This is a genomic window from Hypericibacter terrae, assembly GCF_008728855.1.
Classification (GTDB): Bacteria; Pseudomonadota; Alphaproteobacteria; order Dongiales; family Dongiaceae; genus Hypericibacter; species Hypericibacter terrae.
Window position 1 is genome coordinate 1,330,760 of the sequence record NZ_CP042906.1, and the last position, 19,282, is coordinate 1,350,041.

Sequence of the window (19,282 nt, forward strand, 5' to 3'; positions counted from 1 at the left end):
GTCATGCCCCTGCGCCGCCGGCCGTCGCCGGCTGCGGCGAAGGGCCGGGCCGGGAGGGAATCAGGCGGACCGGGACCGCCTTCGAAGAGGGCGTATGGCTCTTCGGATCGTGGGACTGCAGCGGCACCAGCGGGTTGGTCTCGGGGTAGTAGGCGCCGCCGCAGCCGTCGGGCAGCGGGTACTCCACGATCTTGAGGCCGCGGACGACGCGTTCGATGCCGTCGGTCGAGGCGGTGACGAGGTCCACGCGGTCATCCGGCGCGAGCCCGCGCCGCGCGATCTCCCGGGCATTCAGGAAGACGATGTCGCGCTGGCCGAAAACCCCACGATAGCGATCCGACAGCGAATAGACGGTCGTGTTGTACTGATCGTGGCTGCGCATCGTCGTCAGCCAGAGGACCTCCGGATGGTCCTCGAACGGGTCCTCGTTCAGGCCTTCGGCAACCATGAAATTGGCCCGGCCGGACGCCGTCGCCCAGATGCGCTCGCGCGCCGTCGAGTTCAGATGGAAGCCGCCGGGAACCCGGATGCGCGCGTTGTAGGCCTGGAAGATCGGAAACACGGCCTCGATCTCGTTGCGGATGCGATCATAGTCCGCCACCAGCGCCTCCCAATCCACCTTGGACCGGGCTCCCAGCGTGGCCTGCGCCAGCCCGGCCACGATCGCGGGCTCGCTGCGCAGATGCTCGCTCGCCGGCGGATTCATGCCCATCGAGGCGTGGACCATCGACATCGAATCCTCGACGGTGATGGATTGCGGCCCGGTGGCCTGAACATCGATCTCGGTGCGGCCCAGGCAGGGCAGGATCAGCGCCTCGGCGCCATGCACGAGATGGCTGCGGTTGAGCTTGGTCGAGATCTGGACCGTGAGGGCGAGGCTCCGCAGGGCGGCCCGGGTCCTTTGCCAATCCGGCACCGCCGCCGCGAAATTTCCGCCCAGGCCGATGAAGGCCCTGACCTCGCCCCGCAGCATCGCCTCGAGCGAGGTGACGACATCATGCCCATAGGCGCGCGGCGCCTGGAAGCCGAAGCGCTTCTCCAACCGGTCGAGAAACTCGGCGCCCGGCTTCTCCGTGATCCCGACGGTGCGATCGCCCTGGACGTTGGAATGGCCGCGCACCGGACAGAGGCCGGCGCCGGGGCGACCGATATTGCCGCGCAGCAAGGCCAGGTTCGCGAGCTGCTGGACGTTCTGTGTCCCGCGCCGGTGCTGGGTGATCCCCATGCCCCAGACGATGATCGCGTTGCGGGCCTCGACATAAACCCGGGCCGCCTCGGTGAGATCGGCCCGCGTCAGGCCCGACTGGTACTCGATGGCGCCCCAGTGGGTGGCGCGAAGGTCGGCGGCCAAGGCCTCGAAGCCCTGCGTATGGCCAGCGATGAAGTCGGCATCGAGGACCCGGGGCTGATCGGCCGCGATCGCGACATCGTCGAACTCGATCATGGCCTTCATCAGGCCCTTGATCGCGGCGAGATCGCCGCCGATACGGACTTGGAGGAGGCCGGTGCTGATCGGGGTCGAGGTCAGCGTCAGCATCTCAACGGGGTTCTGCGGCGCCTGGAACCGCTCCAGGGCCCGCTCGCGGAAGGGATTGAAGGAGACGATGCGGGCGCCGCGCCGCGCGGCATTGCGCAGGCTCGTCATCATGCGCGGCGAGTTGGTGCCGGGATTCTGCCCGAAGATGAAGATGGCGTCCGCCGAGTCGAAGTCCTCCAGCAGCACCGTGCCTTTGCCGACGCCGATCGATTCCGGCAGTCCCACGCTGGTGGCCTCGTGGCACATGTTCGAGCAGTCGGGAAAATTGTTGGTCCCGAACTCCCGGGCGAAGAGCTGATAAAGAAACGCGGATTCGTTCGACGACCGGCCGGATGTATAGAACTCGGCCATGTTGGGGCTGGGGAGCTCTCTCAGGCGCCGGCCGACCAGTTCGAAGGCCGCCTCCCAGCTGCAGGGCAGATACCGGTCAGACGCGGCGTCGAATCGCATCGGATGGGTCAGGCGACCCTGCAGCTCGAGATCGTAATCGCTCCAGCCGGCGAGCTCGGAGACGGTGTGAGCGGCGAAGAAATCGGGGCCGCAGCGCTTGTCCGTTGCCTCCCAGGCGACGGCCTTGGCGCCGTTCTCGCAGAACTCGAAGGACGAGGTGTGCTTCGGATCGGGCCAGGCGCAGCCCGGGCAGTCGAAACCGGTCGGCTGGTTGACGCGCAGCAGCGTCTCGGCACCCTTGATCGCGATGTCCTGCCCCGCGAGGACGCTGCCGACGGCTCTCAGCGCGCCCCATCCGCCCGCCGCGGCGCTATATCGACGGATTGCCTTTTTATGAGCCACGCTGCACTCCTGGCGGCAAATATGAGTCGGGTTCCCGGCTGTCGGCGGGCCCGACACGGCCTGTGTCGGGTGCCGGGACCGGAAGGGGCAATCGAGAGCGGGCCGGCAGGCCGCTAGGCCGAAACCGGAGCGATCGCCTGCAGGACCGCCCGCAACAAGTCCTGATGGCGGACGGGCTTCGTCAGGAACTCGACGGCGCCGCCCTTCATGGCACGAACCGACATCGGCACGTCGGCCTGGCCGCTGATGAAGATGACGGGGAGCTGCCGCTTCGCCCTGACCAGGTCCTCGTGGAAATCCAGGCCGCTTTTTCCCGGCAGCATGACATCGAGCACCACGCAATCGGGAAGGTTTGGATGGGGGCTATCGAGGAACTCCGGGACCGATCCGAACAGCTCCACCCGCATGCCCGCCGACCGCAGCAGGCTGTGAAGCGCCTCGCGGACATCGCGATCGTCATCGATGACGGCCACGGTCGCCGGCGCGCGGACGGGCGGTTCGCAGAAAAGCGATGCCGGCGGTTCCGCGGTGGTCTCGGCGGCCAACATATAGCCACGGCCGGGCACGGTCTTGATGAGATCCCCGTCCCTGCCCAGAACCTTCCGGAGTGCGGTCATCTGAACCCGTAGATTGCTGTCTTCGACGAGCGTCGAGGGCCAGACGCGCTTCACGATCTCGTTCTTGGTGACGAGCGTGCCTCGGGATTCCAACAGCACGACCAGAAGGTCGAAGGCCCGGCTGCCGATCTCCAGGGACCGGCCATCGGCCAGAAGCTGACGCGCGCGCGGCAGGACGCAATAGTGCCGAAACCGGAGGACGGACGGATCATCGTCGGTGCCGGGCTCGTCCCTCGCTGCAGTCCAGCTCCGCGCGGGCCGGTTCGGGATCGGCAGGTTCGTGAGATTTTGAATCAACACAGGAAGAGCCTCCTTCCGGTCTGGCCCATGCACTTTCCGCGCTTCGCGAGGGGCCGGCAGCGGCGGGCGCCACCGGTGAGGAGCGGCTCGGTTTCGTCGCGTTGGCAATTCATGGGGGAGGAATAGCAGAGCGGGTCTCCGCCAGCCTTGCATCGATCGCTCCGGATTTGTTGCTTTCTGCCCTCATGGACTGAGATCCCATCGCGACGGGGCAGCGTGGGAGCGCCGGCGCAACCGGGGGCGGCGGGGTGCGGCCCTTGTCACCGGCGCCGACAGAAGACGGGGAATAGGGGGAAGGGTCGGCGAGGCCGTCCTACGGCTTCAACCGGGAGAGCTGGAGCTTGTCCACCATCCGGACCAGGTCGGCCAGCGTGCGGGCCTGCATCTTGCGCATCACCTGCCCCCGATGCAGCTTGACCGTGGCCTCGCTGATTCCGATTTCCGCGGCGATCTGCTTGTTGAGGAGGCCGGCGGCGACCAGGGTCAGCACTTCCCGCTCGCGCGGCGTCAGGCTTTCGAAAACCGCACGGAGTCCGGCAACCGAACGCTCGCCGTCCCGGCGCGCCATGTCCTGCTCGATCGCCAGATAGATCGCATCGAGGAGGTCCTGATGGCGAACCGGCTTGGTCAGGAACTCCACGGCACCGGCCTTCATGGCCCGGACCGACATCGGAATGTCGGCGTGACCGCTGATGAAGACGACCGGCAGATGCACGCGCTCCTTGATCAGATCGTCGTGGAAATCGAGTCCACTGCGTCCCGGCAGCCTGACATCGAGAACCAGGCAGCCGTGACGGTCGGGGCCGGCGCGATCCAGGAACTCCTGGACCGTGGCGAACAGCTCGACCCGCAAGCTCACCGACCGCAGAAGACTCTGCAGCGCCTCGCGGATGTCCTGGTCGTCGTCGATGACGAAGACAGTCGGCGGACTGCTCTCATGCTGAGTTGTCAATTGAGGCCCCTCCCGCTCGCTGTCGGCAGGACGAATCGAAAGATGCTGCCGTGAGGCGCATGGGAGTCGGCCCAGAGGCGGCCGCCATGCGCCTCGACGATCGACCGGCAGATCGACAGGCCCATACCCATGCCCTCGGGCTTGGTCGTGTAGAACGGCTCGAAAATGCGGTCCAGCCGGGCCGGATCGATGCCCGTGCCGGAATCCGCGACCGCCACCTGCAGGAACCCTCCCTCGACGCGCTCGGTCGTCACGCACAGCCGTCGCGGCCTGTCGGCGACCGACGTCATCGCGTCGATGCCGTTCATGACCATATTCACGACGACCTGCTGCAACTGAACCCGATCGCCCATGATCGGCTCGAGGCCGGGGGGCAGATCATGCTCGAGCGCGACGTCGTTGCGGCGCAGCTCGGCCCGCATCAGGTCCAGCATCTCGACGACGATGCCGTTGAGGTCGAGCAGGGTCATTTCGGGCGAGGACTTCCGGGCCAGCGCGCGGATCGTCTTGACGACATCGCCGGCGTGGTGGCCGTTCCTGACGATACGCTCGGCGGCGCCCCGCGCCTCGTCCAGGTTCGGCTTGTCCTTCGCCAACCACAGCAGGCAGGCCTCGGCATTGGTGACGATCGCCATGAGAGGCTGGTTCACCTCATGGGCAATCGACGCCGCGAGCTCGCCCATGGTCATCAGCCGGGCGCCATGCATCAGGTTGGTATGGGCCCGGCGCAACGCCTCCTCCACCAGCCGGCGTTCGGTGATGTCGCGAAACACCAGGACGGCGCCGGTGATGTCGCCCTTGTCGTCGATGATGGGAGAGCCGCAATCGTCGATCGGCACCGTGCGGCCGTCGCGGGAGAGCAAAACGGTATGATTCGCCAGCCCGACCACCGTGCCCAGCCGCAGCACCTTGGCGGCGGGGTCCTCGACCGTCCTCCCGGTCTCCTCGTTGACGATGCGGAAGACCTCGGCAAGCGGCTGCCCGATCGCATCCCGCTGCGGCCAGCCGGTCAGGGTCTCGGCCACCGGATTCATGAAGGTGACCCGGGCCCCGTTGTCGGTCGCGATGACGGCGTCCCCGATGCTGGAGAGGGTGGTCACGAACCGGCGCTCGCTCTCCCGCAGCTTTCGCTCGGCCGCATGCTTGAACAGAGCCATCTCAATGACCGTCCGCAGCTGGGAGTCCTCGAACGGTTTGAGCAGGTAGCCGAAGGGCTCCGTCAGGCTGGCGCGCTGGACGGTCTCGTCATCCGCATAGGCGGTGAGAAATATGACAGGAATATGACATTGCTCGCGGATCTGCTGGGCGGCATCGATGCCGTCGATCTCGCCCTCGAGCCGGATGTCCATCAGCACGATGTCGGGCCGGGTCTTCAGCGCGAGCGGCGGGGCGTCTTCGCCGCGGGCGATCATGCCGACGACCGTGTGCCCGATCCGGTTCAGCTGCTGCTGGATATCCCTGGCGACCACCCGGTCGTCCTCGACGACCAGGATCTTGGCGGGCGTCATCGGTTGGTCTCCGTTCCCGTGTCCGCGTCGAAAACGATGGCGAATGTCGTGCCGCCCTCCCGCTGCAGATCGAGCCTAGCATGAAGCTGCTGCATCAGATCATAAACGAGCTGCAGGCCGACGGTATCGGCTTGCTGGGTGTTGCGGTCGGACGGCAGGCCGACGCCGTTGTCGATGACGGCCAGCCTGCAGCGCCCTGCGGGGAGCAACTTCAGCTCGACCCGCACCCGTCCGGGCCGCTCGTCGGGGAAGGCGTGCTTCAGGGCGTTGGAGACGAGCTCGTTGATGATCAGGCCGGTGGCGATGGCCTGGTCGAGGCCGAGCTCGACCTCGTCGATATCGGTCGTCAGATCGACATCACGGCTGTGCAGCCCATAGGCGCGGATCAGATGGGCGCATAGATTCTGCACATGGGTCCGCATGGGGATCCTGGCGAAATTGCCGGCCCGGTAGAGATTCTCATGGACCAGGGCCATCGAGCGAACCCGGTTGCGGCTCTCGGAGAACAGCTCCGCGACCGCGGGATCGGCAATCCGGGAGGCCTGAAGGCTCAGCAGGCTGCTGATCAGCTGCAGATTGTTCTTGACCCTGTGGTGGACCTCCTTGAGCAGGGCCTCCTTCTCCTGGAGCGAAGCGCGCAGCCGCTCCTGGGCCTGCACCGAGGCGGTCACGTCCATCACCGTTCCGACATAGTCGACTTCGCCCGCCGCATTCTTCTCCGCATGGACCACCACATGGAGGTTCTTCGTCGAGCCGTCCGGCATCCTCAACCTGTGATCGAGCTCGTGGTTTCCGCCGTCCTCGGACACCCGATCCATGATCTTCTGCACCAGGGTCGGTTCTCCCGGGTGATTGCGCTGGCGCCCGACCTCGAATGTCGGCGCAGTCTCCCGGTCGACTTCGTAGATCCGATAGATCTCCTCGGACCAGAACAGCTTCGTGTGCGAGCTGTTGAAGGCGAAACTGCCCATATGGGCGAGGCGCTGGGATTCCGCGAGATAGGCCTCGGCATGCTGCAGGTCGGCGAACAGGCGGGCATTCTCGAGCGAGATCGCGGCCTGGGAAGCCAGCAGTCTCAGAACGGCGATCCGGGCGGGCGTGAAGACATGGGAGGTGAGGCGGTTCTCGAGATAGAGAATGCCGATCAGCTTGGCCTGCTTGATCAGCGGCAAACACAGGATCGAGCGGCTGCGGTTGCGCCGGATATATCTGTCTCCCGAGAACGGGTTCCGGTTCGAAGCGTCGTCCAGCAAAAGGCTCTCCTGCGTGCGCAGGACATAGCGCAGAACCGATTCGGGAAGCTCCTCGGCCGCCACGGCCGACCGCCGGAAACAGACCACGACGGTATCGCGAAGGGTGGTGGCTTCCGCTTCGATCTGCAGCTCTTCGCCTCGCGAGAGGATCAGCAGACCGCGATCGGCACCCGCCTGCTCGAGCGCCAGCACCATGAAGGTGTCGATGAGCTTGGGCAGGTCGATCTCGCTCGAGACGGCTTGCGACACCTTGACCATGGTCGCGAGATCCAGACGCTCGACCGTCGTGCCGATCGTGCTCTCGGGCCGCGGCCCGGCCAGATCCTGCCGCAGCTGCGGGTAGCTCCGGTCCAGAAGACGGACCTTGCCGTCGGCACCCCAGCGAAGATAGCCGGCGCGGGCGGCCAGCAGATAGGCGTCGGCACTCGTCTGGAAGCCGCGGGCGCGGTAGAAGCGGGCGGTGAGTTCGTTGGCGATGGCTTCGTTCTGGATGAAGCCATATTGCCGTGCGAGCCGGATGGCCTCCTCATAGAGGCGCATCGCGTCCAGCTCCCGGCCTTCCAGCCGCGCGATTTCCGCCGCCACCAGGGCGGCACGGTTGGCGAAATTCTCCGGGCAGCTCTTGGCCCAGACCGCGATCTGACGATAATGAGCCTGCAGCAGGCCAAAGTGGCGCTCGCGCAGCTCGCCGTTGGTCGAATCGCAGGCCGCGGCCCGCGTGAGGGCGCCGTAGAAATGATACTCCGCGATCTCCAGATGCGACCGCGTCGCCCACAGGAGGTCGTGGGCGCTCGCGGCGGCGGCGACGCCGCCGGTGTCGTCCTGCGCCAGAAAGCGCGCCTGCATCCTGTGGATCCAGTACCAGGACGTGGCGAGCGCCAGGCGCGCGGCGCCTTCGGCGAGATGCTTCTCGAACCAACGATCATCCTGCTCCGATCCTTCGGGGCGGAAGATGTCGGGCTCGAGTCCGCGCAGCTCGCGAATCAGCATGAGCTGGTCGGTGAAGACGTCGACATACAAGCCGAACCGGGCCTTCCGGGCGAAGGCAAGCGCCTGTTCGGCCTCGCGTTGAACGTCCTGGAGCGGCTCTCCCGAGATCAGCAGATTCGTGACCAGGTTCTTGCAGCTGTAGACGGCGTAGGTCAGGTCTCCCATCGCATTGGCGATGTCGAAGGCCTGCTTGATCAGGACGCGGCCCGACAGGACATGCATGGTCCAGGGGATGGTGATCGCCCCAAAGGCCATATAGACCCGGGCCTTGAACCGTTCCAGGCCGCGCTTGTCCACCAGATCGCGGCCGAGCTGGCCGAAGCGGAATCCCGCCTGGTAGTCGCCCAGACGAAGACCCAGAGCGATGTTGAGGACGGCATAGGCGTGGCAGGACGCGTCGCAGTTGCCGTGCTCCAGGCTCAGATTCGTCATGCGCAGGAGAACGACGTCATGGAGGTTGTTGTCGGTGAAGCGCGCCGGCGGCAGCAGCTCCGCAAGAACATCCATGGTGGCCAGCCAGTCGGGGTCGGTCATCAGCGGCAAATCGAGCAGTTGCTCGATCGGTCGACCGGCAAGCAACTGCCACATCCGATCGAGCTCCCGACCGACGTCGCCGTCGGTCGGATGCGGGGAGAGCTCGATGCCGACATGGCGCAGGCAATCGAGGCCCACCTCGACGCCGCGATCGGTTCGATCGAGCGTGGTGTATAGAGCCAGGCGAAGCCGGGCGACCGCCGCCCGGTCGACGAGATCGATCACCCGTTCCGACAGGGCCGAGAGGCGCGCCTCGGCCGCGGGGAGATCCCCGGTCAGAAACTCGCACTCGGCGCGGTGGCGCTCCAGATCGAACATGAGGCGATAGTCGAGCTCCCAGCTGGCTCCCGCCAGCAAGGCGGAGCCGGCCGCGAAGTAGGCCAGCGCCGACGCATAGGCGGTCGACGCCTTGGCGCGTTTGCCGGCAATGAGATTGAGCGCGGCAACCTGCCTCCGCTCTTCGGGCGAATGAATCAAGGCGGCGCCGCGGTCGAGCTGGTTGACGATCTCGAAGATGCTCTCCTCGAGCTCCGCGGCGGCGGTCCGGGACGCCAGCACCCGGCCGATCCGGAGATGCATGGCCGGCCGCTCGGCGTCAGGGATCAGCGCGTATGCCGCCTCCTGGACACGGTCATGGAGGAAGGAGTAGCCGCCGCCCTCGGGACGCAGAACGAGTCCCGTCCGGACGGCCTCCCAGAGCGCCGCGCGGACCGCGTCTTCGGGCATCCCCAGCAGCATCGTCAAGGTGGATGCCCGCGCATTGTCGCCAAGGCAGGCCAGCTGCTGCAGGAGGTTCAGGGCAACGGTCGGGAGGCGATTGAGCTTTCCCGCCATGAGCTCCGCCACGTTGGCGGTGATCCGCTTGGCGCGGATTCGATCCATGTCCCACTGCCACGCCGCAGCGTCGAGATTGAAGGACAGCAGATTCTCCTCGGCCAGGGCCGTGACGAACTGGATCGCAAAGAAGGGATTGCCGCCGGTCTTCTCGAACACCAGCTCGGCCAGGGACTGCACTCTTCCCGGCTCGGCATGCAGGGCATCGGCGACCAGGCGCCTCACGTCGCTCGGCAGAAGGGGCGCGAGCACGATCTGTTTCACGTTGGCGGCGGTTCCGCGGATCGCCTCCAGCGCGCGCGCGAGCGGGTGGTCGGGGCCAACCTCGTTGTCGCGATAGGCGCAGACGAGCAGCAGATGGCTGACCTCCGGATCGGTGGCGAGGCGCTCGAGCAGCTCGAGGGTCGCCATGTCCATCCATTGCAGATCGTCGAGAAACAGGGCGAGGGGATGCTCGGCCCGCGCAAAGACGGCGAGGAACCGCCGGAACACCTGCTGGAACCGGTTCTGCGCATCGCGCGGCGGAAGCTCGGGAACCGGCGGTTGGTCGCCGATGACGTGGACGAGCTCCGGGATCAGGTTGACCATGAGCTGGCCGCTGGACCCGAGCGCCTCCAGCAAGGCGTCCCGCCAGCGGGCCAGCTCCGCATCGTTCTTGCTGAGCAACTGGCGGATCAGGCTCTGAAACGCCTGCGCCAGCGTGGCGTAGGGAATGTTGCGCTTATACTGGTAGAACTTGCCGGCGGCGAAGAGTCCGCGGGACGCGACCAGGGCCTTGTGGAGTTCGTTGACGATCGAGGATTTGCCGATGCCCGCATAACCGGACACCAGCACGAGCTCGGTCGTGCCCTGCGCGACGACGCGATCGAAGGCGGAGATGAGCGCGTCGATCTCGGCTTCGCGCCCGTAGAGCTTTTCCGGAATCATCAGCCGGTCCGGCGCGTCGCGCGCGGCCAGGCGGAACGGGTCGATGCGGCGGTGTGTCTCCCATCCCCCGAGGCACCGCCGCAGGTCGGCTTCGACGCCGGCCGCGGTCTGATAACGGTCTTCGGCGGTCTTGGCGAGAAGCTTCAGGATGATGGCGCAGATGGGATCGGGTATTCCCTCGACGCGTTCGTTCGGCGGCGTCGGCTGGCGGGCGACATGGCAATGGACCCATTCCATCGGATCCGAGGCGGTGAATGGCAGAGCACCCGTGAGCAATTCATAGAGAGTGACGCCCAGCGAATAGAGGTCGCTCCGGGCATCGATCGACCGGTTCATGCGACCGGTCTGCTCCGGCGCCATATAGGCGAAGGTGCCGGCGATGATTTCGGGGGGCGCGGGGGCCTGGCGTTCGCGCGGCAGCAGCGATGCGATGCCGAAACCCGTGAGCCGGACATTGCCCGCGGCGTCGACCAGCAGATGCGCCGGCTTGATGTCCTTGTGGATGAGTCCGCGCTGATGGACCTGGCGCAAGGCCGCCGTCAGGGCGATCGCGACCTGCAGAAAGCGCGTCACCTCCAGCGGGCGCCCGCGGACGCCGATCAGCGGGTTGCCGCCAGGATCCTGAAGCACCAGCATCGGGCGGCCGTCATGCCGGACGAGGGCGAGGGGACGCACGGCCCAGGCGGGATCGAGCTTGTCGGCCAGGGAATATTCATGTTCGAGCCGCGCGAGGCTCAACGGTGCCTGCTGTGCCAGCACCGGAGCCAGGACCAGGATCGAAACGGCATTGCCGCGCTGCCGGCCGCGATAGAGGACGAACTCGCGGCCTTCCCGCAATGTCTCGAACTCATATCTGGAAAGCTCCGTCACGAACGGCTTGATCCCTGATCGCATCAGACGGGGGGGAGCATAAGGGTTTTGCAAATAGCCAGATAGGCGAAAGCAATGGTTTTCACCGTCCCGTGCTCACGCCCGATCGCTCGTTCCGGCACGCTTAGGAACTTCGTCGACAAGGAATTTTGTCGGACGACAGGCCTTCGGATCGGTGGCTTCGCGCCCTTTCGCAAGAATTCACGCGGTCTCACTAGGGGTATTTCGGGTCATGGCGCAAGGCTGTGAAGGCAGGATTCGCGGTCCGCCCTTCGGCGCGGCCGATGGGCAGGTGCATCCCGGTGCCGCTTTCTTGCCCCAGCAACCGGAGATTCCCATGTCCTACGCGAGACCGCCGCTTCCCCCGTTTATCGCCGAGACCGCGGCGCGGAAAGTCCGCCTCGCCGAGGACGCCTGGAACAGCCGCGATCCGCAACTCGTCTCCCTCGGCTATTCCGCCGACAGCGCCTGGCGAAACCGCGCCGAGTACATCACCGGGCGGTCCGCCATCGTGGAATTCCTGGGGCGCAAGTGGATCCGCGAGCTGGACTGCCGGCTGATCAAGGAGCTCTGGGCCTTCGCCGACAATCGCATCGCCGTGCGCTTCGCCTATGAGTGGCATGACGATGCGGGCAACTGGTTCCGCTCCTATGGCAATGAGAACTGGGAATTCGGCGACGCCGGGCTGACGCACCGGCGCTTCGCCTGCATCAACGACCTGCCGATTCCGGAGGCCGATCGCCGCTGTTTCTGGTCGCTTGGCTCCCGCCCTGCGGACTATCCGGGCCTGTCCGAGCTGGGGCTCTGAAGCAACGGCCCGGCGACAGGGCCGGATGGATACGACGCGGTATCGCAGGACGGGGTCAACCCGAACCCACCCGATCAGAGAATTGAAGCCACCCGACCCGAGAATTCATGTCAGGACAGCCATCCGGGGGGAAGGGGAAGGGGAAGCGACGCATGATCGCGATGCGCGTCGCCCTTCGTGCCGGGCTGTTTGCCGCGATCGTGGCAATCTTGGCCAGCCGCGCGGCCAGTGCCGACGACGACATCTGGCACCTCGAGAAGCTCAGCGGCGACTGGGGCGGCGTTCGCACCGAGCTGCAGAATCAGGGCTTCGACATCACCCTGGACTATGTCGGCGAGACGATGGGCGATGTCTCCGGCGGCGTCGAGCGCGGTTTTGTCTATCAGGGGCGGCTGCAACTGTCGCTCGATGTCGATCTCGACAAGCTCATGGGCTGGCAGGGCGCGCTCTTCCATGTGACCGGCTATCAGATCCAGCGGACCGGCGGCGGCATCGGTGCCCGCAGCGGCGCACTCAGCGATCCCAGCTCGATCGAGGCCCATCCGTCGACGAGACTGTTCACGCTCTGGCTGCAGCAAAGCCTGTTCGATGACGAGGTTTCTGTCCGCGTCGGCCAGCTCGCGGCCGACGACGAGTTCATGATCAGCCCGACCGCCGCGAACCTGCTCAACAGCACCTTCGGGTTCGCGGATATCCTGGCTCTCAATCTGCCCAGCGGCGGACCCGAATATCCGCTGGCAACCCCGGGGCTTCGCATCCAGGTGAACCCGACGCCGGAGCTCTCGCTTCTCGCGGCAGTCTTCAGCGGCGATCCGGCCGGCGACACTTGCTCGGGCAATCCTCAGCTCTGCAACGGCAGCGGCACGACATTCAGTTTCAGCGGCGGAACCTTCTGGATCGGCGAGGCCCAATACGCGATCAACCAGGGAGACCAGGCCGAAGGCCTTCCCGGCGTCTACAAGCTGGGCGTCTGGTATCAGGACGCTTCCTTCGCCGATCAGCGTTTCGGTGTCGATGCCGCGGGCAACAAGGTGTCGCTGGCGTCGGGCGCCGCGGTCGGGGCGGAGAACCATGAGGGAAATGGCGGGATCTACGGGCTGGCGGACCAGACCCTCTGGCGCAGCAACGACAAGGACCGGACCCTCAACGCCTTCCTGCGCATCGGCGTATCGCCCGCGGACCGCAACCTGATCTCGTTCTATGTCGATGGCGGCCTCGGATTCACCGGGCTCGTCCCGACCCGAGACCAGGATACGCTGACCTTCGGTGCCGCCTATGCCCGGATCAGCGACGATGCGGCCCATCTCGACAAGGATACCCGCCGCCTCGACGACCCGAGCTTTCCGGTGCGCGACGAGGAGATCGTCCTCGAGCTCAGCTATCTGGCCCAGGTGACGCCCGCGGTCACGCTGCAGCCGGATATCCAATATATCATTCGCCCGGGCGGCTCGGCGCCCGATCCCGGCGATCCCGACGGCACGATCCCGAATGCTCTCGTCCTCGGCGTTAGGGCGACTCTCGTCTTCTGAGCGTTGCCGCCGGCGGAGCCGCAGCCCCTTCTCTTGTTTGCCGGAACGATGGCCTGGCTTCGCCACGAAGGCCGGAGGCGGCCGTTCATCGGTATTCCCGCCGTGCTATGGTCGCGCTCCATTCGAAGGACCCGGCGGCGGGAGGCGGCGTTCCGATGCGGTTCTGCATTCTGGCCCGGCGTGCGGCATTCGGTTTGGGTTTGATCGCGATCGCCGCTCTCGACGGCTGTTCCGCGTCTCCGGTGGAAGGCGTTCTTTCGACCGCGCCGGATCAGGCCAGCGCGGTCTCGGGCGACGAGATGAATGCCATGATCGAGGCGGACTTCGTCGCCCACGATCCGGATTATCGAGAGCAAAGAATCCATTTCGGCGAACGTCTCCGCGCGCTCGCCGAGAGCCTGGCCGGCATTCAGGCCACCGGAAATATCATGGCCTGCTCCACTCAGATGTATCTCGAGGCGGACTGGCTCTACGAATACACCGTGGAGTGGGCGCGCCTCGACCTGCAGCGGACGCAGCTCGCCGAGAGCCTGACGAACCTCAATCAGGATTTCGCGCGCCGGCAGTCGCCGGGGAGCGGATTCTGGGGCGTTTGCTACGACGAATGGTTCTTGCAGGCCGAAGCCACGCTGGCGGCGCTGGAAGAGCATTCTGACGGAAGGTGGCGGCCGCTGCCGCTATATCGGGTCCGCATCCCGGATCGAATCAGCACGCCGGAGAGAATGAAAACCTATCTGGAGCAACTGCTCGTCTCCGATATCGCGACGACGGGCCGGGACAACCGGGGCGAGCTCGGAAACATAACGACCATACTGTCCTCGGCCCTCTTCAAAGACTACCTTCGGGAGTATCTGCGGGAGGCCATCGGCCACGGCCGCGACGGCCAGGACGATCAGCTCCGCGGCCGCTTCCATGCGATGTACAGCGACTTCCTGCGCCGGTGGCAGGATCCGCTGACCGGCTACTGGGGCGCCTGGTATCGCAACAAGGGGCGGATCTACAAGACCGCCGATCTGAGTATCACCTACCATACGATCGCATATCTTCGCGGGCAGGTCGCGTATTGGCCGCAGATCATCGACACGACATTGCGCATCAGGAACGACCCGTATCCCCTCGGTTGGCTTCATGACGGACACCTCAACAACCACAACAATTACGACGTGGCGCGGATCCTGAAATATGGATGGGATCACATGTCGGCCACTCAGAGACAGCAGGCGCGCGAGGCCATCCGGGAGATGCTGACCTGGACTCTCGAGGAGTCCTTCAACGCGGATGGCAGCTTCAAGACAGACCCGACTTTCTTCAGCTCGGTGTCGGCGGACTATTATTTCGGCGTCTCGTTCCTGGACGAGATTGGCTTCTGGAACCGCGAAGAGCGGTTCTGGACCGAGGAAGAGTTCGCCGGAAGCGATGCCATCTGCCGCCGGATCAAGGTCCGCATGACGGCGGCCGCACTCGACGACCCGCAGGCACATGTCGCGCTGGAAAAGCTGAACGCAGCCTGCTGAGGGCGATGTCCCGCCTGGCTTGTGGCTGCCGCGAGGACGGGGCCGCCCCTTGCATGCCCGGGCCCCGGCGCCCGCCTTCCTGGATCAAAGGGGGCGTTAAGCATTTGAAATAATTATAAAAATATGACCATGTCGGCTGCTCGAAGAGGGCGGTTGTCGCGGCTGCCGATGGCGGCTAGAACGCTCGCACGGGCTTTGTGCTCCCGCATTGCCGCCCGATGGCCGCGAGTTGCCAACGATGGAAGTCAGACCGCTCACGGGTGCGCTCGGGGCCGAAATCTACGGCGTGGATCTCGCCGCGCCGCTCGATGACCCGACGATCGCCGCGATCCGCTCGGCGCTGCTCGAGCATCTGCTGGTGGTGTTCCGCGACCAGCGTCTGACGCCCGCCCAGCATGCCGACTTCGCGCGGCGCTTCGGGCCGCTCCACACATTCGCCTATACCGCCGCTCGCGCGCTCCCCGGTTATCCGGAGGTGCTCCGCGTCGTGAAGGAGAAGGAGGACCGCAAGGTCTTCGGCGAGCTGTGGCATGCGGACGTGACCTTTCTCGAGAGGCCGGTCCTCGGCTCCATCCTCCATGCGATCGAGACCCCGGCAACGGGAGGCGACACCCTGTTTGCGAACATGTATCTCGCCTATGAGAGCCTGTCCGACGGTATGAAGGCGTTGCTCGAACGCCTGACGGCCGTGCATGAGAGCGAGGTGCGGGCGGAGAATGCCGGTCCGGCTGCGAACGGGACGCCGGGCGGCTTCGTCACGATGGGGACCGAGCATCCGGTCGTCCGCACCCACCCGGAGACGGGACGCAAGTCGCTCTTCGTCAACCGGACCTACACGACGCGTTTCAGCGGCATGACCGTCTCGGAAAGCCGGCCGCTGCTGGAATTCCTGTTCGAGCATGCGACCCAGCCCGAATTCATCACGCGGCTGCGCTGGGGGCCCGGGACGGTGACCTTCTGGGACAATCGCTGCACCCAGCATCGGCCGCTCAACGACTATCACGGCCAGCGCCGCGAGATGCACCGCATCACGATCGCGGACTGAGGCGCGGGCCCGGCGCCCGAAGTTGCAATGATATAATATAACGCCCGAGACGCCGATATAGCCTGGAAAACCGTTCGCCGAACGGGTCTCACGCGCGGGCTCAAATCGCACGGCGCTCTGTGCAATAATCCACCCGGGTTAGATCAAAAATCCAATCGTCGTGTCGTCGCCGGCAGGTGCTTAGCACCAGACCTGCCGATGGTCGCGACGTAAAAAAGAATCGACGTCTTTGACGCACAGACAGAGGAAGGACCCTGATATGGCGAAAGTTTCGATCCATCCTTCGGTGGATGGGGGCGTGAAGCCCGGCAAGAAGGATTTTGCCGGCGGCACGCTCACCTGCAAATGCAAGACCAATCCCGTCGAGGTGAAGATCTCCTCCCAGATCGCGCATAACCATGCCTGCGGCTGCACCAAATGCTGGAAGCCGGCCGGTGCGCTGTTTGCCGTCGTGGCCGTGGCGCCGCGCGACAAGGTCAAGGTGACGAAGAACGAGAACAAGCTGAAGGTCGTGGATTCCAGCGCGACGATCCAGCGCCATGCCTGCAAGGAATGCGGCACCCATATGTATGGCCGCATCGAGAAGAAAGACCATCCCTTCTACGGCCTCGATTTTGTCCATACCGAGCTCTCCAAGGAAGAGGGCTGGTCGCCGCCGGAATTCGCCGCCTTCGTGTCCTCGATCATCGAATCCGGGGCCAAGCCGGAGAACATGGGCGCGGTCCGCGCGCGGCTGAAGGAACTGAAGCTCGAGCCCTATGACTGCCTGTCGCCGGCTCTGATGGATTTCATCGCGACGCATATCGCCAAGGCGTCGGGCGTTCTGAAGTAGGCTTGCTCTCGAACTAATCCGCGCGTCCCGGGCCGCCGCCTTGTTGGCGGCCCGGCGGCGTCCGCGTCTCTGTGACACCTGAAGAAGAGGTTGGATCCCATGAAAGTTCGCGCCGCCGTCGCTCACAAGGCCGGAGCGCCGCTCTCGATCGAGACCGTCGATCTCGAGGGCCCCAAGGCCGGCGAAGTGCTAGTCGAGATCAAGGCCACCGGCATCTGCCACACCGACGAGTTCACCCTCTCCGGGGCCGATCCGGAAGGGCTGTTCCCGGCGATCCTGGGCCATGAGGGTGCCGGCATCGTGGTCGATGTCGGCCCCGGCGTCACCAGCCTGAAGAAGGGCGATCACGTCATCCCGCTCTACACGCCGGAATGCCGGAACTGCGAATATTGCCTCAGCGGCAAGACCAATCTCTGCCAGGCGATCCGCGCCACCCAGGGCAAGGGGTTGATGCCGGACGGCACCAGCCGCTTCCGCATGGGCGGCACGATGATCCATCACTATATGGGCTGCTCGACCTTCGCGAATTTCACGGTGCTGCCGGAGATCGCGCTGGCGAAGATCCGTCCCGACGCGCCCTTCGACAAGGTCTGCTATATCGGCTGCGGCGTGACCACGGGGCTGGGCGCCGTCATCAACACGGCCCGCGTCGAGCCCGGCGCCAATGTGGTGATCTTCGGGCTGGGCGGCATCGGCCTCAATGTGATCCAGGGCGCCAAGCTGGTCGGCGCCAACATGATCGTCGGCGTCGACATCAATCCGAGCCGCAAGGCGCTGGCCGAGAAATTCGGCATGACCCACTTCGTCAATCCGAAGGAGGTCAAGGGCGACCTGGTGCCCCATCTGGTCGAGCTCACCAAGGGCGGCGCCGACTACAGCTTCGAATGCGTCGGCAATACCACCCTGATGCGCCAGGCGCTGGAATGCTGCCACAAGGGCTGGGGCGTCAGCATCATCATCGGCGTCGCCGGCGCCGGCCAGGAGATCTCGACCCGTCCGTTCCAGCTCGTCACCGGCCGCGTCTGGAAGGGCACCGCCTTCGGCGGCGCCAAGGGCCGCACCGATGTGCCGAAGATCGTCGACTGGTACATGGACAAAAAGATCAACATCGACGATCTGATCACCCACACCCTGCCGCTCGACCGCATCAACGAGGGCTTCGACCTCATGCATGCGGGCAAGTCGATCCGGACGGTGGTGGTGTATTAGGGGCGGGCTCTTCACCGAGCGCGCCCAATTTAGCGAGATGGGTGTTCATGGAGCCCGGCCGGAGCCTGTCCTCGTGCGCGCCTATGGCGCGACACGGGGGCCGGGGTGACGAACGTGTTTCGGCTTCGCCTCAACAAATCCTTTGCGGCCTCACCTCCACGTTGCGGAGGTGAGGAATCTTCTTCAGTTCGTCACCCCGTCGCATCGAGCGCGGCGATCGCATCGCGGTCGAGCTTGATCGACGGCGCCTTCAGGATGTCTTTGAGCTGCGTCAGGCTGGTGGCGCTGGCGATGGGCGCCGTGACGCTGGGGCGGGCGATCAGCCAGGCGAGCGCGATCTGGGCCGGTGTCGCGCGATAGCGCGCGGCCACCTGATCCAGCGCCGCCAGCACGCGCATCCCCCGGGCATCGAGATATTTTTCGATATCCTCGCCGCGCGGGCTCTTCCCCAGATCGGCCTTGGAACGGTATTTGCCGGTGAGGAAGCCGCTGGCCAGCGAGAAGTAGGTGATGACGCCGAGACCTTCCCTGAGACAGATCGGCTCCAGCTCCTTCTCGTAGCCGGCTCGGTCATAGAGATTATATTCGGGCTGCAAGGTCTGGTAGCGCGCGCGGGTCCTGCCGTCGCCGGCCTTGAGGGCCGCAGCCAGGCCGGCCCCGTCATAATTCGACCCGCCCACCGCCCGGACCTTGCCCTGGTCCACCAGACGCTGGTGCGCCTCGAGCGTCTCCTCGATCGGCGTCTCGGGGTCGGGCCAATGCGACTGGTACAGGTCGATATAGTCGGTCTGGAGCCGCTTCAGCGAGGCTTCGACCGCTTCCATGATATAGGCCCGGGAAAGCCCCTTCTTGCCGGGCCCCATCTCCGAGGCGACCTTGGTCAGGATCAGGACCTTGTCCCGGCCGCCATGGCGTTTCAGCCATTTGCCGATGATGGTCTCGGATTCCCCGCCGCTATGGCCGGGGACCCAGCGGGAATAGGCGTCGGCCGTGTCGATGGCGTTGAATCCGGCATCCGTGAAGGCGTCCAGCAGCGCGAAGGAGGTCGCCTCGTCGGCGGTCCAGCCGAAGACATTGCCGCCGAACACGAGCGGCGCCGTCTCCAGCCCGGTTTTTCCCAGTTTACGACGTTCCATGATGCAGGCCTCCTCGAGCCTCGATGTGGCAGGTTTTCCGGGCCAACTATGCCCAGGATAGCAAGGCGGCGATGGCTTGCCAGCGGACGCTGTGG

12 protein-coding genes are annotated in these 19,282 nt (G+C 65.5%); 6 read left to right on the forward strand and 6 right to left on the reverse strand.

The genetic code is table 11. The features are described 5' to 3' along the window. Position 1 precedes the first annotated feature (1 nt). From FRZ44_RS06100 to FRZ44_RS06120, 5 genes are all read right to left on the reverse strand, one after another. A complete protein-coding gene (locus tag FRZ44_RS06100) occupies positions 2-2,329 on the reverse strand; it encodes an FdhF/YdeP family oxidoreductase (RefSeq protein WP_151176345.1) in 2,328 nt (775 codons plus the stop codon). Positions 2,330-2,442: 113 nt separating this feature from the next. After that, positions 2,443-3,246 (reverse strand): response regulator, encoded by an 804-nt coding sequence (locus tag FRZ44_RS06105; RefSeq protein WP_191908440.1) that lies wholly within the window; start codon positions 3,244-3,246, stop codon positions 2,443-2,445. Positions 3,247-3,559: 313 nt separating this feature from the next. Further along, positions 3,560-4,198, reverse strand: coding sequence for a response regulator transcription factor (locus tag FRZ44_RS06110; protein WP_151176347.1), 639 nt, complete (start codon positions 4,196-4,198; stop codon positions 3,560-3,562). Continuing rightward, positions 4,195-5,706 carry an ATP-binding response regulator gene (locus FRZ44_RS06115; protein ID WP_151176348.1) on the reverse strand — a complete coding sequence of 504 codons (1,512 nt, stop codon included), beginning with the start codon at positions 5,704-5,706 and terminating at the stop codon, positions 4,195-4,197. The genes FRZ44_RS06110 and FRZ44_RS06115 overlap by 4 nt, the downstream gene beginning before the upstream one ends. Next, entirely contained in the window at positions 5,703-11,114 is a 5,412-nt protein-coding gene (locus FRZ44_RS06120) for an AAA family ATPase (protein WP_225308568.1), read from the reverse strand. Before FRZ44_RS06120 ends, FRZ44_RS06115 begins: the two co-directional genes overlap by 4 nt. A 337-nt stretch (positions 11,115-11,451) precedes the next feature. Here FRZ44_RS06120 and FRZ44_RS06125 point away from each other — a divergent pair, with 337 nt between their 5' ends. From FRZ44_RS06125 to FRZ44_RS06150, 6 genes are all read left to right on the forward strand, one after another. Beyond that, positions 11,452-11,922: a nuclear transport factor 2 family protein gene (locus tag FRZ44_RS06125; protein ID WP_151176350.1), complete on the forward strand. Its 471-nt coding sequence runs from the start codon at positions 11,452-11,454 to the stop codon at positions 11,920-11,922. Positions 11,923-12,074: 152 nt separating this feature from the next. After that, positions 12,075-13,451 carry a carbohydrate porin gene (locus FRZ44_RS06130; RefSeq protein WP_225308569.1) on the forward strand — a complete coding sequence of 459 codons (1,377 nt, stop codon included), beginning with the start codon at positions 12,075-12,077 and terminating at the stop codon, positions 13,449-13,451. 155 nt (positions 13,452-13,606) lie between these two features. Further along, a complete protein-coding gene (locus FRZ44_RS06135; RefSeq protein ID WP_151176351.1) occupies positions 13,607-14,965 on the forward strand; it encodes a hypothetical protein in 1,359 nt (452 codons plus the stop codon). A gap of 238 nt (positions 14,966-15,203) precedes the next feature. Next, on the forward strand, positions 15,204-16,010 hold the full coding sequence (locus FRZ44_RS06140; protein WP_151176352.1) for a TauD/TfdA dioxygenase family protein: 807 nt from the start codon (positions 15,204-15,206) through the stop codon (positions 16,008-16,010). 259 nt (positions 16,011-16,269) lie between these two features. Next, positions 16,270-16,842, forward strand: a complete 573-nt coding sequence (gene gfa, locus FRZ44_RS06145) for an S-(hydroxymethyl)glutathione synthase (RefSeq protein ID WP_151176353.1) — start codon at positions 16,270-16,272, stop codon at positions 16,840-16,842. A gap of 99 nt (positions 16,843-16,941) precedes the next feature. Next, positions 16,942-18,051 (forward strand): S-(hydroxymethyl)glutathione dehydrogenase/class III alcohol dehydrogenase, encoded by a 1,110-nt coding sequence (locus FRZ44_RS06150; RefSeq protein WP_151176354.1) that lies wholly within the window; start codon positions 16,942-16,944, stop codon positions 18,049-18,051. A 191-nt stretch (positions 18,052-18,242) separates the two neighbouring features. Here the strand turns inward: FRZ44_RS06150 and FRZ44_RS06155 are convergent, their stop codons facing one another. Further along, positions 18,243-19,187 (reverse strand): aldo/keto reductase, encoded by a 945-nt coding sequence (locus FRZ44_RS06155; RefSeq protein ID WP_151176355.1) that lies wholly within the window; start codon positions 19,185-19,187, stop codon positions 18,243-18,245. Positions 19,188-19,282 lie beyond the last annotated feature (95 nt).